14 protein-coding genes are annotated in these 14,715 nt (G+C 74.2%); 11 read left to right on the top strand and 3 right to left on the bottom strand.

Annotated elements, in window-relative coordinates; genetic code table 11:
* Positions 1–853 (bottom strand): aminotransferase class I/II-fold pyridoxal phosphate-dependent enzyme (locus AB0K92_RS30565; RefSeq protein ID WP_365928265.1); only part of this gene is annotated, 853 nt, incomplete at its 3' end.
* Positions 854–1,000: 147 nt separating this feature from the next.
* Between AB0K92_RS30565 and bioB the strand changes: the two genes are divergently transcribed.
* The 4 genes from bioB to AB0K92_RS30545 all read left to right on the top strand — a co-directional run bounded on the left by bioB (position 1,001) and on the right by AB0K92_RS30545 (position 5,287).
* On the top strand, positions 1,001–2,242 hold the full coding sequence (bioB, locus tag AB0K92_RS30560; RefSeq protein ID WP_365928262.1) for a biotin synthase BioB: 1,242 nt from the start codon (positions 1,001–1,003) through the stop codon (positions 2,240–2,242).
* The gene (locus AB0K92_RS30555) at positions 2,235–3,515 is read left to right on the top strand and encodes an adenosylmethionine--8-amino-7-oxononanoate transaminase (protein WP_365928260.1); all 1,281 of its coding nucleotides are present in this window, start codon (positions 2,235–2,237) and stop codon (positions 3,513–3,515) included. The genes bioB and AB0K92_RS30555 overlap by 8 nt, the downstream gene beginning before the upstream one ends.
* 1 nt (position 3,516) lies before the next feature.
* Positions 3,517–4,245: a dethiobiotin synthase gene (gene bioD, locus AB0K92_RS30550; RefSeq protein WP_365928258.1), complete on the top strand. Its 729-nt coding sequence runs from the start codon at positions 3,517–3,519 to the stop codon at positions 4,243–4,245.
* A 349-nt stretch (positions 4,246–4,594) separates the two neighbouring features.
* Positions 4,595–5,287: a class I SAM-dependent methyltransferase gene (locus tag AB0K92_RS30545; protein ID WP_365928256.1), complete on the top strand. Its 693-nt coding sequence runs from the start codon at positions 4,595–4,597 to the stop codon at positions 5,285–5,287.
* 71 nt (positions 5,288–5,358) lie between these two features.
* Here AB0K92_RS30545 and AB0K92_RS30540 read toward each other — a convergent pair whose 3' ends face one another.
* Together AB0K92_RS30540 and AB0K92_RS30535 are read right to left on the bottom strand one after the other, a co-directional pair.
* On the bottom strand, positions 5,359–5,733 hold the full coding sequence (locus AB0K92_RS30540; RefSeq protein ID WP_165996185.1) for a fic family toxin-antitoxin system, toxin component: 375 nt from the start codon (positions 5,731–5,733) through the stop codon (positions 5,359–5,361).
* Between the two features lie 4 nt (positions 5,734–5,737).
* Complete coding sequence (locus AB0K92_RS30535; protein WP_365928254.1) at positions 5,738–5,971, bottom strand: antitoxin; 234 nt, start codon at positions 5,969–5,971, stop codon at positions 5,738–5,740.
* A gap of 171 nt (positions 5,972–6,142) precedes the next feature.
* Between AB0K92_RS30535 and AB0K92_RS30530 the strand changes: the two genes are divergently transcribed.
* The 7 genes from AB0K92_RS30530 (at position 6,143) to AB0K92_RS30500 (ending at position 14,569) form a co-directional block, all read left to right on the top strand.
* The gene (locus AB0K92_RS30530; protein ID WP_365928269.1) at positions 6,143–7,069 is read left to right on the top strand and encodes an ABC transporter ATP-binding protein; all 927 of its coding nucleotides are present in this window, start codon (positions 6,143–6,145) and stop codon (positions 7,067–7,069) included.
* 4 nt (positions 7,070–7,073) lie between these two features.
* The gene (locus AB0K92_RS30525; protein WP_365928252.1) at positions 7,074–9,641 is read left to right on the top strand and encodes an ABC transporter permease; all 2,568 of its coding nucleotides are present in this window, start codon (positions 7,074–7,076) and stop codon (positions 9,639–9,641) included.
* Positions 9,642–9,709: 68 nt separating this feature from the next.
* Complete coding sequence (locus AB0K92_RS30520; RefSeq protein ID WP_365928250.1) at positions 9,710–10,600, top strand: LLM class F420-dependent oxidoreductase; 891 nt, start codon at positions 9,710–9,712, stop codon at positions 10,598–10,600.
* Positions 10,601–10,730: 130 nt separating this feature from the next.
* Positions 10,731–11,159: a GNAT family N-acetyltransferase gene (locus AB0K92_RS30515; protein ID WP_365928248.1), complete on the top strand. Its 429-nt coding sequence runs from the start codon at positions 10,731–10,733 to the stop codon at positions 11,157–11,159.
* A 153-nt stretch (positions 11,160–11,312) separates the two neighbouring features.
* A complete protein-coding gene (locus tag AB0K92_RS30510) occupies positions 11,313–12,656 on the top strand; it encodes a hemolysin family protein (protein ID WP_165996192.1) in 1,344 nt (447 codons plus the stop codon).
* Complete coding sequence (locus AB0K92_RS30505; protein ID WP_365928246.1) at positions 12,653–13,675, top strand: hemolysin family protein; 1,023 nt, start codon at positions 12,653–12,655, stop codon at positions 13,673–13,675. Before AB0K92_RS30510 ends, AB0K92_RS30505 begins: the two co-directional genes overlap by 4 nt.
* 96 nt (positions 13,676–13,771) lie before the next feature.
* Positions 13,772–14,569: an SGNH/GDSL hydrolase family protein gene (locus AB0K92_RS30500; RefSeq protein WP_365928244.1), complete on the top strand. Its 798-nt coding sequence runs from the start codon at positions 13,772–13,774 to the stop codon at positions 14,567–14,569.
* Positions 14,570–14,715 lie beyond the last annotated feature (146 nt).

Here is a 14,715-nt window from a genome sequence, read left to right as displayed (position 1 = left end):
CCCGCTCCGCCCGCTCCGGCTCGCGGCGCAGCAGCCGCAGGGCCGCCAGGGCCGCACCCGCCGCCGCCGGGGCGAGCCCGGTGTCGAAGATGAACGTCCGGGCCGCGTTGACCAGGTGGTCGATCACCCGGGCGGGGCCGAGCACGGCGCCGCCCTGACTGCCCAGCGACTTGGAGAGGGTGACCGTGACGACGACGTCGTCCGCGCCCGCCAGACCCGATGCGTGCGCGGCGCCCCGGCCGCCCGCCCCCAGCACTCCGAGGCCGTGCGCGTCGTCGGCGACCAGCCCGGCCCCGTGCTCCCGGCAGGCCGCCGCCAGTTCCGCCAGCGGCGCCGCGTCGCCGTCCACCGAGAAGACCGTGTCGGACACCGCGACGGCGGGCCCGTCGTGGCCCTGCAGCGCCTTGCGGACCGCGTCGGGGTCGGCGTGGGCGACCACCTGGGTGGTGCCCCGGGCCAGCCGGCAGCCGTCGATGAGGGAGGCGTGGTTGCCCGCGTCGGAGACGACGAGCGAGCCGTGCGGGGCCAGCGCGGTGACCGCGGCGAGGTTGGCCGCGTAGCCGGAGGAGAAGACCAGGGCGGCCTCGAAGCCGCAGAACGCGGCCAGCTCGCGTTCGAGTTCCCCGTGGAGCTCGGTGGTGCCGGTGACGAGCCGGGAACCGGTCGAGCCGCCGCCCCAGAGGCGGGCCGCGCGGGCGGCGCCCTCGGTGACCTCCGGGTGGCGGGCCAGTCCGAGGTAGTCGTTGCTCGCGAGGTCCAGCAGCGGCGAGTCGGCGGGCCGGGGCCGCAGGGTGCGGACGAGACCCGTACGGCGGCGCAGTTCCGCCTGCTCGTCGATCCAGCCGAACGCCATGGGTCCTCCGGGGATTTTGTAGGCAGTGCACAGACACTAGCGGTACGTCCGGCAGGCCAGGATGTGGCAATCCACACACCACGAAGTGACGCTGTTGTGCGGACTCTCCTTGGCCGGGAGCACCTCCGTAGGACAGGATCGGCTCTCATGGACCTGCTGAACACGCTGGTGGACAAGGGGCTTCGGCGCGAGCTGCCGACCCGCGAGGAGGCGCTGGCCGTCCTCGCGACGACCGACGACGAACTGCTCGATGTGGTGGCCGCGGCCGGGAAGGTGCGCCGGCACTGGTTCGGCCGGCGGGTGAAACTCAACTATCTCGTCAACCTGAAGTCCGGGCTGTGTCCGGAGGACTGCTCCTACTGCTCCCAGCGGCTCGGCTCGAAGGCCGACATCCTGAAGTACACCTGGCTCAAGCCCGACGAGGCCTCCAAGGCCGCCGCCGCGGGCCTGGCCGGGGGTGCCAAGCGGGTCTGCCTGGTGGCCAGCGGGCGCGGTCCGACGGACCGGGACGTGGACCGGGTCTCGCAGACCATCAAGGCGATCAAGGAGCAGAACGAGGGCGTCGAGGTGTGCGCCTGTCTTGGTCTGCTCTCCGACGGCCAGGCCGAGCGGCTGCGCGAGGCGGGCGCCGACGCCTACAACCACAACCTGAACACCTCCGAGGGCACCTACGGCGAGATCACCACGACGCACACCTACGCCGACCGTGTCGACACCGTGCGGAAGGCGCACGCGGCGGGCCTGTCGGCGTGCTCCGGTCTGATCGCGGGCATGGGCGAGAGCGACGAGGACCTGGTCGACGTCGTCTACTCGCTGCGCGAGCTGGACCCGGACTCGGTGCCGGTGAACTTCCTGATCCCGTTCGAGGGCACCCCGCTGGCCGAGGAGTGGAACCTCACCCCGCAGCGCTGCCTGCGGATCCTGGCGATGGTCCGGTTCGTCTGCCCCGACGTCGAGGTGCGGATCGCGGGCGGCCGCGAGGTGCATCTGCGCTCCATGCAGCCGCTCGCGCTGCACCTGGCCAACTCGATCTTCCTCGGCGACTACCTCACCAGTGAGGGCCAGGCCGGCAAGGCCGACCTGGAGATGATCGCGGACGCCGGGTTCGAGGTGGAGGGCGCGGGCGAGGTGACGCTGCCCGAGCACCGCGTGGCGGCGGGCGGGGGCGGCTGCGGCTCGCACGCGAGCGCGGGCGGCGGCTGCGGGTCCCACGAGGACGCGGGCGCCGGGTGCGGGTCGCATGAGGGCGCGGGTGCCGGGTGCGGGTCGCACGAGGGCGGTGGCGTGTGCGGTACGGCCGCCGCGGTGCCGGCGGCGGGCGAGCCGCGCACCGACCTGGTCGCCGTACGCCGCCGGGGCGCCGGAACGGATCTCGCGCCCAATGCCTGAACTGAGCGTGCCCGAGCTGCTGGAGCTGGACCGGCGGCACGTCTGGCACCCCTACGGGCCGATGCCGGGCCGGCAGGAACCGCTCGTCGTGGAGTCGGCGAGCGGGGTGCGGCTGAAGCTCGCGGGCGGCTCGCAGGAGCTGGTCGACGGCATGTCGTCCTGGTGGTCGGCCATCCACGGCTACAACCACCCGGTGCTGAACGAGGCGGCGCGCGAGCAGCTGGGGCGGATGAGCCACGTGATGTTCGGCGGGCTCACCCACGAGCCCGCCGTCCGGCTGGCGAAGCTCCTCGTCGACTTGTCGCCCGAGGGACTGGAGCATGTGTTCCTCGCCGACTCCGGTTCGGTGTCGGTCGAGGTCGCGGTCAAGATGTGCCTCCAGTACTGGCGTTCGCTGGGCCGCCCGGAGAAGCACCGGATGATGACCTGGCGGGGCGGCTACCACGGGGACACCTGGCAGCCGATGGCGGTCTGCGACCCCCAGGGCGGGATGCACCAGCTGTGGACCGGCGTCCTGCCGCGCCAGCTCTTCGCGGACCCGCCGCCCGCCGAGTACGAGGAGACGTACGCCGACCACCTGCGCACCCTGGTCGCCGAGCACGCGCACGAGCTGGCCGCGGTGATCGTCGAGCCGGTGGTGCAGGGCGCGGGCGGGATGCGGTTCCACTCCCCCGCGTATCTGCGGGTGCTGCGGGAGGCGTGTGACGCGCACGACGTGCTGCTGGTGTTCGACGAGATCGCCACCGGGTTCGGCCGTACGGGCGCGCTGTTCGCGGCGGAGCACGCGGCGGTGTCGCCGGACGTGATGTGCGTGGGCAAGGCGCTCACCGGCGGCTATCTGACGCTGGCGGCGACGCTGTGCAACCCCCGGGTGGCGGACGGGATCTCGCAGGGCGAGGTGCCGGTCCTCGCCCACGGCCCGACCTTCATGGGCAACCCGCTGGCCGCCGCGGTGGCCTGTGCCTCGATCGAGCTGCTGCTCGGCCAGGACTGGCTCGCCGAGGTCAAGCGGATCGAGGCGGGCCTGCGGGACGGACTGGCCCCGGCCGCCGGGCTGCCGGGCGTGCGGGACGTACGGGTCCTCGGCGCCATCGGGGTCGTCCAGCTCGACCATCCGGTCGACATGGCGGCGGCCACGGCGGCGGCCGTGCGCGAGGGCGTGTGGCTGCGGCCGTTCCGGGATCTGATCTACACGATGCCGCCCTATGTCACGGGCGACGCGGACGTGGCACGCATCGCGCGCGCGGTGTGCGCCGCGGCACGGGAGGGATGACATGCCGGTCCTGGTGATCACGGGTACCAACACGGAGGTCGGCAAGACCGTCACGACGGCCGCCGTCGCCGCGGCGGCCGTCGCGGCGGGACGGTCGGTGGCCGTGCTCAAGGCCGCGCAGACGGGCGTACGGCCCGACGAGCGCGGCGACGCCGACGAGGTGGCGCGGCTCGCGGGCCCCGTCACGGCGGCAGAACTCGCCCGCTACCCGGAGCCGCTGGCGCCGGGGACGGCGGCCCGGCGGGCCGGGATGGCGCCGGTGCACCCGCACGACGTCGCCGAGGCGGCGGCCAAGCTGGCCACCGAGCACGATCTGGTGCTGGTGGAGGGGGCGGGCGGGCTGCTCGTCCGCTTCGACCCGGCGGGCGGCACGCTCGCCGACGTGGCCGCGCTGCTGGGGGCGCCGGTGCTGCTGGTGGCCTCGGCGGGCCTCGGCACGCTGAACATCGCCGAGCTGAGCGCCCGCGAACTGCGGCGCCGCGACGTGGAGTTGGCGGGCGTGGTGATCGGCAGCTGGCCCGCCGAACCCGACCTCGCCTGCCGCTGCAACATCGCGGACCTGCCGGAGGTCTCGGGCGCCCCGCTGCTCGGCGCGCTCCCCGAGGGCGCGGGCTCCCTCGACCCCGGGACGTTCCGCATCGCGGCGCCCGGCTGGCTGGCGCCGCGGCTGGACGGAACCTGGGACGCGGAGGCGTTCCGGGTGCGGCAGGCACCGGCGCCGGGGCGGTAGCCGCGGGCGGATGCCGGGGCGGACGCCGGGGGCGGGCGCCGGGGCGGTCGCCGCGGGCGGGCGCCTGGGTGGTAGCCGCGGGCCTGCGCCGGTGAGGTGCGGTTGGCCGTGCGACGGTGAGAGCGCGGTTGGCCGTGCGCCCCGGTGGGCGTGCGGGGCGGTGCTGGGCCGGTGACGGTGCGGGCGGGCGGGCGTGTGCCGACGCGGGTGCGCCCGGCCGTGCGCCGGTGACGGTGCGGGCGGTGCTGTGCCGGCGGGAGTGCGCCCGGTTCTGTGCCGGTGAGGGTGCGTGTGGGCCGTTACGGGGGACAATCCCCGGAAGGAGTAGTCCGCCCTCAGGGAGGTCCCCATGCCCCTACGGTTCGCCGGTGCCGGCCAGGCGGGGCGGGACCCCGTGCACCATCCGCTGTTCGCCCGCTGGTACGCCCGGGTCAGCGTGGCCGCCGAGACCCGGATGGGCATGGCCGGGGTGCGCGACCGGCTGCTCGCCGGGCTGTCCGGACGGGTCCTGGAGGTCGGGGCGGGCAACGGCCTGAACTTCGCCCACTATCCGCCGACGGTCGCGGAGGTCGTCGCCATCGAACCGGAGCGGCTGCTGCGGCGGTTGGCCGTGCGGGCCGCCCTGCGGGCCGAGACGCCGGTGGACGTGGTGCCCGGCGCGGCGGAGGCGCTGCCGGTCAAGAGCGAGGGCTTCGACGCGGTGGTGCTGTCGCTGGTGCTGTGCAGTGTGCGGGACGTGCCGCGGGCGCTGGGCGAGGTGCGGCGGGTGCTCCGGCCGGGCGGTCAGGTGCGGTTCTTCGAGCACGGCCTGGGCGGCGGGCGGGCGATGCGGCTGACCCAGCGGGCCCTGGACCGCACGGTGTGGCCGCCGCTGGCCGGTGGCTGCCATGTGGGGCGCGACCCGGTCGCCGCGCTGCGGGAGGCCGGGTTCGAACTGGGGCCGTACCGGCGGCTGATGATGCCGGAGAAGGGACCGGCCCTGCCCGCCTCGTACTGCGTGCTGGGCACCGCCTGGCGGCCGACGGCACCCGAACGGCCGTAGATCCGGCCCCGCTCAGACGGCCGTGGACCCGGCCCCCGGAGGACCCTTCTCCGTGCTTCCCCGGACGGCTCCTACAGGCACCACTGGCGCAGTTCGCGGGCGATCTCGTGCACCGACGCCTCGCCGCTCTTGACCATCCGGGCCAGGTCGCGGACCCGCTCGGGCGAGGTGACGACCTTGAAGCCGCTGGCCACCAGATAGGCGTAGGCGACCGCGGAGGCGAACAGGGCGTTGGAGCGCTCCAGCGCCGGGATGTGGATGAGCTGCTGGAGGAGGGCGGCGGCGCGGGCGTGCGGGGTGTCGTAGACGGGGACGTCGAATATCTCGGCCTGGTGCCGGGCGACCGCGGCGACGAGCGCGCCCCAGTCGGTGACCTGGGGGTCCCCCGGGGTCTTGCGCTCGGCGAGCATCAGCAGCCAGGGCAGGTCGATGCGCACATCGCTCAAGGGCTCAGCGACCGCCCTCGGCGCGAGCGCCGTCGCCGAACTCCTCGGCGAACACCTTCTCGTACTGCTTCATGAAGTCGGCGGCGGCCTCCACGAAGGTGTGGCCGACCTCCCCGGTGTCCTGCCGGACGAGTTCCTCGATGTAGCGGTTGACGCTCATGCCGCGGGCCAGCGCGCGCTCGCGGGCGGCCCGGGCGGTGTCCTCGTCCACCCGCACGTTCAGCTGGGTCTTCGCCATGCCTCGACGCTAGCGCCGCAGTGCTAGCACCGGCAAGGGCGCCCGACCCGCGCCAGGAGGGATACCGGGTGTGCGCCGGATCACATTACGCTCGACCGGGACAAGGAAGTCCGTCCGTCCCCGAGCCAGGAGGCAGCCTTGTCCACACCAGCGGAGCAGGTACCGGAGCACGTGCCGCGGCACGGGGCGGGGGCCCGGCCGGTGTCCGGCGACCGGGTCGCGGCCCGCGCCCGCGGGCTGACCAAGGCGTACGGCTCCGGAGAGACGGCCGTGGTCGCCCTGGACTCGGTGGACGTGGACATCGTCCGCGGGCGGTTCACGGCCGTCATGGGTCCCTCCGGGTCCGGGAAGTCCACACTGATGCACTGCCTGGCCGGGCTGGACACGGTCACGGCCGGGCAGGTGTGGCTCGGCGACACCGAGATCACCGGTCTGAGGGAGCGGGAGCTGACCCGGCTGCGGCGGGACCGCATCGGGTTCATGTTCCAGTCGTTCAACCTGATCCCCACGCTGAACGCGCTGGAGAACATCACCCTGCCCATGGACATCGCGGGCCGCCGGCCCGACCCGCGGTGGCTGGACCAGGTCATCGACACGCTGGGGCTGCGGGACCGGCTGACGCACCGGCCGGCCCAGCTGTCGGGCGGTCAGCAGCAGCGCGTCGCGTGCGCGCGGGCGCTCGCCGCCCGGCCGGAGCTGATCTTCGCGGACGAGCCGACCGGCAACCTGGACTCGCGGGCCGGGCTGGAGGTGCTGGGGTTCCTGCGGGAGGCCGTGGACGACCTGGGGCAGACCGTCGTCATGGTCACCCACGACCCGGGCGCCGCCGCCCATTCCGACCTGGTGCTGTTCCTCGCGGACGGCCGGATCGTGGACGAGATGGCCCGGCCCACGGCGGAGGCCGTGCTGGAGCGGATGAAGCGGTTCGACGTGGTCCAGCTCTCCGCCGACCGGCCCCGTCTCGCCGCCGACCGGACCGACCTCTCCGCCGACCGCCCGCCCAGCGGCTCCGGCCACCGCCCCACCCGCTCCGACCACCGCCCCACAGGCTTCGGCCACCGCCCCACAGGCTTCGGCCGGTCGCACGACGAGGACTGACGCCGTGCTCAAGGCAACGCTCAGGAGCTTCCTCGCCCACAAGGGGCGGCTGCTGCTGTCGGCCCTCGCGGTCATCCTGTCCGTCGCGTTCGTCACGGGCAGCCTGATCTTCTCGGACACCGTCAGCCGTACCTTCGACCGGCTGTTCGCGACCACGGCGGCCGACGTCACCGTCAGCCCGAAGGAGACCCTCGACGAGAGGGTGCCCTCCGGGATGACGGCCACCCTGCCCGCCGCGCTCGCCGACCGGGTCGCCCGGATCGACGGGGTGGCCGCGGCGCGCGCGGAGGCGGAGGTGCGGAACCTCACCGTCGTCGACGACCGGAACGAGTCCGTCAGCCCCACGACCGGCGCCCCCACCCTCGGCTCCGCCTGGCTGCCCACCGACCGCAGCCCCGTGGAACTCACCTCCGGGCGCGCCCCGCGCGGACCCGGCGAGATCCTGCTGGACGCGGACACCGCGGACCGCGCGGGCGTCGCGATCGGCGACCGGCTGACCGTGATCGCGCCGCCGGGCTCGTTCGGGGCGCGGGTGGTCGGCATCGTCACCTTCACCACCACGAACCCGGGCTCGGCCCTGCTGTTCATGGATCCGCCGACCGCGCGGACCGAGCTGCTGGGCGATCCGGGGGCGGCGACCGGCATCACCGTGGACGCGGCGCCAGGCGTGAGCGACGCGACGCTCAAGCAGCGGGTGGCCGCCGCGCTCGGCGCCGACCGCTACGACTACCGGACCGCCGCCGAGCAGGCCACGTCGGATGTCGAACAGCTGGGCGGTTTTCTGGACGTCATCAAGTGGGTGATGGTCGCGTTCGCGGGGATCGCCGTGCTCGTCGGCGTGTTCCTGATCGTCAACACGTTCTCGATGCTGGTCGCCCAGCGCACCCGCGAGCTCGGCCTGCTGCGCGCGCTCGGCGCCGACCGGCGGCAGGTGCGCCGCTCCGTGCTCACCGAGGCGCTGCTGCTCGGGCTGGCCGGCTCCACGCTGGGCCTGGTCACCGGAGTCGCGCTGGCGGCCGGGCTGATCGAGTTGATGGGCCTGATCGGGATGCGCATCCGGACCGCCGAGATGGTGATCGGCTGGGGGACGCCGGTGACGGCGTACGTCGTCGGGGTCGGCGTCACCTTCGTCGCGGCGTACCCGCCGGCCCGGCGCGCGGCGGCCGTGTCGCCGATGGCGGCCCTCTCGGACGCGGAGGTCGCCGGGGTGGGTCGGCCACTGCGGATGCGCGCGGTGGCGGGAGCGGTCGTCGGCGCGGCCGGGGCGGCGGCGCTCGTCGGATGCGTGGTGTCGTCCCGGACGGGGCCGGCGGCCATGCTGCTGGGTGCCGGTGTGGTCCTGACGCTGATCGCGACCGTGGTCGCGGGGCCGCTGCTGGTGCGGCCGGTGATCCGGGTGCTCGGCGCGGCCTTCCCGGCGCTGTTCGGGCCGGTCGGGAGGATGAGCCAGCGCAACGCGCTGCGCAATCCGCGGCGCACCGGGGCGACGGCGGCGGCGCTGATGATCGGGCTCGCGCTGGTCGGCGGGATGTCGGTGGCCAGTGCCTCGATGGCCGCGTCGTTCGACCGGCAGATCGACAGGACGCTGGGCGCCGACTTCGTCGTCCAGAACACCAACTTCACGCCGTTCCCGCGGGAGGTCACCGACGCCGTGCGCGGCACCGAGGGTGTGGGGCTCGCGGTGCGCGCGAGGTTCACCCCGGTCGCCGTACGCCTGCCGGACGGCGACCGGGTGACGACGACGGCCGCGGGCTACGACCCCCGGCTCGACGAGGTCGCCACCATCACCTACGCGCGCGGGGACACGGCGGCGGCGCTCGCCGAGGGGCGGCTGGCGATGGACGTGGACTTCGCCCGCGACCACGGGGTCCGGGTCGGGACGGTGCTGCCCGTGGAGTTCCAGGGCGGGCGGACGGCCAGGCTGACCGTGGGCGCGCTGACCGACCAGGACGCCGCCGAGGGGTTCGGCACCACGGGCGGGATCTACTTCGGCCGGGGCACGGTCGAGCGCTACGCGCCGGGCGGCCAGGACGCCGCCGTGTACGTGAACGCCGCGCCGGGCACCGACGCCGGCGATCTGCGGTCGGCGCTGGAGCGCACGCTGGATCCGTATCCGCAGGTGCAGGTGCGGGACCTGGCCGACTACAAGGAGCTGGTCCGCGACCAGATCGCCGTCCTGCTGTACCTCGTGTACGCCCTGCTCGGGCTGGCGATCGTCATCGCGGTGCTCGGCGTGGTCAACACGCTCGCGCTGTCGGTGGTCGAGCGGACCCGGGAGATCGGGCTGCTGCGGGCGATCGGGCTCGGGCGGCGGCAGCTGCGCCGGATGATCCGGCTGGAGTCGGTGGTGATCGCGGTGTTCGGGGCGGTCCTCGGGCTCGCCCTCGGGCTGGTGTGGGGGGTGTGCGGCCAGCAGGTGCTGGCGTTGCAGGGCATGACGGCGCTGGAGATCCCGTGGGGCACGATCGTCGCGGTGGTGGTGGGTTCGGCGGTGATCGGTGTGGTGGCGGCGCTGCTTCCGGCGTTGCGCGCGTCACGCATGAACGTGCTGGCGGCCATCGCCCACGAGTGATCGAATCGTGGCTGGTACGTCCAAGTCTCCGACCGCACATCCAAGTCTCCGACGGCTGAGGAGAGTTCATGCCGCGCCCGTTCCGTTTCGGTGTCAATCTGCTGTCCGCCGCGCCCGCCGCCGAGTGGCGGGCCAAGTGCCGCCGGGCGGAGGAACTGGGCTACGACGTGCTGCTCGTCCCCGACCATCTGGGGATGCCCGCGCCGTTCCCCGCGCTGGTGGCGGCGGCCGAGGCGACGCAGCGGCCGCGGGTGGGCACGTTCGTGCTCAACACCGGGTTCTGGAACCCCGCCTTGCTGGCCCGCGAGGTGGCCACGACGGACGCCCTCACCGGCGGCCGGCTGGAACTCGGCCTCGGCACCGGCTACGTCCGGGCCGAGCACGAGACGGCCGGGCTGCCGTGGGGTTCCCCCGGCGAGCGGGTGAACCGTCTGCTGCGCACGGTCGAGGAGCTGAACCGGCTGCTCGGCTCGGACGGCCACCGGCCCCGGCCGGTCCAGCGGCCCCGCGTGCCGCTGCTGATCGGCGCCGGCGGCGACCGGATGCTCCGGCTGACCGCCGAGCACGCGGACATCGCGGCCTTCACCGGGGCGCGGGCCGTGCCCGGAAGCACGACCGGGGAGCTGCTCCCGGTGACGGCCGAGGAGCTGGACGAGCGGGTGGCCCTCTACCGGCGCCTGGCCGCGGACCGCGCGGAGCCCGCCGAGCTGAACCTCCTGATCCAGCAGGTCGCCGTGACGGAGGACCCCGAGGGGGCGCTCCGGCCGTTGCTGTCCCACGTCCCGCGGCTGAGCCCCGAGGAGGCCCTGCGGCTGCCCATCGTCCTGGCGGGCACCGAGGAGGAGATCGTCGAACGGGTCCTGGCCCTGCGCGAGCGGTACGGTTTCTCCTACCTGACGGTGCTGGAGGCCGCCATGGAGGCGTTCGCTCCGGTGATGGCGGCGCTGCGGGGGCGGTGAGCACGGGCACGGGTGGCCAAGGGGTGAGCAGGGGGGCGCAGGGGGGTGCGCAGGCGGTGTGCGCCCGCTCGCGGCAGGCCACATGCTGGAATCTCCCGTCCCGTGTGGTGCCCCGTGATGGGATGACGGCATGACCGACCTGCGGATACGGGCCGCTCGGGCCGAAGACGTCGATGCCGTGCTGGGCTTCTGGAAGACCGCCGCCGAGGGGGCGAGCATCAGTGACGACCGGGACGGGGTGGAGCGGCTGATCGCGCGGGACGCCGGCGCGCTGATCCTGGCGGAGCGGGCGGGTGAGCTGGTGGGCACGGTGATCGCCGGGTTCGACGGCTGGCGGTGTCATCTCTACCGGCTGGCGGTGCACCCGGACCGGCGGCGGCAGGGCATCGGCACCGCGCTGCTCGCCGCCGCGGAGGAGCGGTTCGTACGGCTCGGAGGGCGCCGCGCGGACGCGATGGTGCTCACCCGGAACGAGACGGCCCACCATGCCTGGCGCGCCGCCGCCTACGCGCCGGAGGAGCAGTGGCGGCGCTGGGTGAAGCCGTTGACCGAATCCTGACCGAATCCCCGATGCTTTTGCCGATCCTTTACCATTGCAGGATCACTCGGTCTCCAATGAAAGGTGTGAACGTCCGCCCATGGGCGAGCCTCCCAGTACCCGACATCGCGCGATCCCCCAGCCCCTGGCCGACCATGGGACGGAGGTGACCCGATGATCGAAGTGCTGCTCCTGCTGGTGGCCGTCCTGCTGTCGCTCATCTGCGGCGCCTTCGTCGCGGCGGAGTTCTCGCTGACCACCGTCGAGCGCGGCGACCTGGAACGCGCCGTGGAACGCGGCGAGCGCGGCGCGGCCGGCGCGCTGAAGGCCGTACGCAACCTGACCTTCCAGCTGTCCGGCGCGCAGCTGGGCATCACCGTCACCAACCTGGTCGTCGGCATGCTCGCCGAGCCGTCGGTCGCCCGGCTGATCGCGGGCCCGCTGCGGGCCGTCGGCGTCTCCCGGACCGCCGCGTCCTCGATCGCCCTGGTGCTCGGCACGGCGCTGTCGACGGTGTTCCTGATGGTCGTCGGCGAGCTGGTGCCCAAGAACTGGGCGATCTCCTCGCCGCTGGCCGTGGCGAAGCGGGTGGGCAACACACAGCGCTGGTTCAGCGCGCTGTTCCGGCCGTTCATCACCCACCTCAACAACACCGCCAACCGCGTGGTGCGCCGTTTCGGCATCGAGCCCGCCGAGGAGCTGGCCTCCGCGCGCGGACCGCAGGAACTGGCCGCGCTGGCCCGGCACTCCGCCCGCGAGGGCGCGCTGGAGCCGGACACCGCCGAGCTGTTCGTGCGCACCCTGAACCTCGCCGACCTGACCGCCGAGAACGTGATGACGCCCCGCGTCCAGGTCATCGCCCTGGAGGCGCAGGCGACCTGCGAGGACGTGGCGAACGCGACCCGCGCGACCGGCCTGTCCCGGTTCCCGGTCTACCGCGGCAGCCTCGACTCGGTCGTCGGCACCGCCCACGTCAAGGACATCCTGGCCGTCCCCGCCGAGCGCCGGCCCCGCGTGCCCGTCTCGGAGCTGATGCGCGAGCCGCTGCTGGTGCCGGAGACGCTGACCGTGGACCGGCTGCTGGACCGGCTGTCGGGCAAGCGGACGATGGCCGTGGTCATCGACGAGTACGGCGGCACGGCGGGCGTCGCCACCCTGGAGGACATCGTCGAGGAGGTCGTCGGCGAGGTCCGCGACGAGCACGACCCGCACGAGACACCCGACCTCGCCCCGGCCGGCACCGACGAGCACGGCCACGCGCTGTACTCGGCGGACGGCGCCGCCCGTATCGACCAGCTGGCCCGCGTGGGCCTGCGCGCGCCGGAGGGGCCGTACGAGACGCTGGCCGGCCTCGTCGCCACCGAGCTGGGCCGTATCCCGGCCGCCGGGGACGTGGTGGAGGTCGCCGGCTGGCGGATGGAAGTCCTGGACGCCGCCGGGCGCCGGGCGGCCCGCGTGCTGCTGTGCGCGCCGCTGGACGACGAGAAGGACCTGGGCGACGAGGGGGCGCTGGCATGACCGCCGTACAGCTGTTGATCGGTCTGGCGACCCTGGTCGTCAACGCCTTCTTCGTCGGGGCGGAGTTCGCGCTGATCTCCGTGCGGCGCTCGCAGATCGAGCCGTACGCCGAGCAGGGCGACCGGCGCGCCAAGAGCGTGCTGTGGGGTCTGCAGCACGTCTCCGCGCTGATGGCGGCGGCACAGCTCGGGATCACGCTGTGCACGCTGGTGCTGGGTGTGGTCGCCGAGCCGGCGATCGCGCATCTGCTGGAGCCCGCCTTCCACGCGATGGGGGTGCCGAGCGGTGCCGGGCACGCGGTGTCGTTCGTCATCGCGCTGACCCTGGCGACGTACCTGCACATGCTGCTGGGCGAGATGGTGCCGAAGAACATCGCCCTCGCGGAGCCGGTGCGCAGCGCGCTGATGCTCGGGCCGCCGCTGGTGACGCTGTCGCGGGCACTGCGCCCGGTGATCTTCACGATCAACGCCTTCGCCAACGGCCTGCTTAAGCTGCTGGGCATCCACACCCGCGACGAGGTGACCTCGACGTTCTCGGACGCCGAGCTGGCCCGGCTGGTCAAGGACTCCGGTGCGGCCGGGCTCATCGACGACCGGGCGCAGGAGCGGCTGCACGACGCCCTTGAACTGGGCCGGCGGCCCGTGCGCGATGTCGTGCTGCCGCTGGAACGCGTGGTCTACGCGCGCGTGGGGGTGACCCCCGAGGAGCTGGAGGGGCTGTCGGCCGAGTCCGGGTTCTCCCGCTTCCCCGTGGTCGACGAGGGCCGGCGGATCGTCGGCTACCTCCACGTGAAGGACGCCCTGGACGCCTCCCCGCGCGATGTGCCGTTCCGGCTGCGGGACATGCGGCCCATCGCGCGCGTGCGGGAGACGACCCCGCTGGACGACGTCCTCACCGCCATGCGCCGCAGCCGCACCCACCTCGCCGCCGTACTGGGCACGGACGGGCGGCTGGCGGGCCTGGTGACGATGGAGGACGTGCTGCGGGAGCTGTTCGGGCAGCGCGCGGGGGAGGTGTGAGCCGACAGCGCCCCGAGGTGGGGTGACGGTGCCCGGGCGACGGTGCCCGGGTGACCGACCGGCGGGTATGTGCTTCGGGATACCATCTGTGACGCCATGCAGACGAATCCCCCTCCCACGCACACCAGCCTGGTCGCGGTCGGCGACTCCTTCACCGAGGGCATGTCGGACCTGATGCCCGACGGGACCTACCGGGGCTGGGCCGATCTGCTCGCGGCGCGGATGGCCGCACGCGCGCCCGGCTTCCGGTACGCCAACCTGGCGGTGCGCGGCAAGCTGATCGGGCAGATCGTGGACGAGCAGGTCGGCCCCGCCGCCGCGATGGGCGCCGACGTGATCACCCTGGTCGGCGGCCTCAACGACACCCTGCGGCCCAAGTGCGACATGGGCCGGGTGCGGGGCCTGCTGGAGGAGGCCGTGGAGCGGCTGGCGCCGGCCTGCAAACAGCTGGTGCTGATGCGCAGCCCGGGCCGGCAGGGGCCGGTGCTGGAACGGTTCCGGCCGCGCATGGAGGAGCTGTTCGCCTGCGTCGACGAGCTGGCCGCCCGCCACGGCGCCGTCGTTGTCGACCTGTACGGGGCGCCCTCCCTGGCCGATCCCCGGCTGTGGGACGTGGACCGGCTGCACCTGACCGGCGAGGGACACCGCCGGGTCGCGGAGGCGGTCTGGCAGACCCTGGGCTACGAGCCGGAGGACCCGGACTGGCACGTCCCGCCCCCGCCCACCGCCCCGCCCGGCTGGGCCGCGCGCCGGATCGCCGACGTCCGCTTCACCCGGCAGCACCTGCTGCCCTGGATCGGCCGCCGCCTGACCGGCCGCTCCTCCGGCGACGGCCGCCCGCCGAAGCGGCCGGAGCTGCTGCCGTACGAGCTGGTCGCCGACGCGGAGTCGTGAGGGCGGGTCCGCCGGCGCACGTGGTGCGCCCGCCGGCGGACTCGGTGCGGGTGCGCTCGCCGGCGACTCGGTGCGGGTGCGCTCGCCGGCGACTCGGTGCGGGTGCGCCCGCCGGCGACTCGGTGCGGGTGCGCCCGCCGGCGGAC

The sequence above is a fragment of the Streptomyces sp. NPDC052687 genome, from assembly GCF_040678395.1.
In the GTDB taxonomy this organism is placed as follows: Bacteria; Actinomycetota; Actinomycetes; order Streptomycetales; family Streptomycetaceae; genus Streptomyces.
Note: the sequence above shows the minus strand (reverse complement) of the source record. Positions and strands in the feature narration are given on the sequence as shown.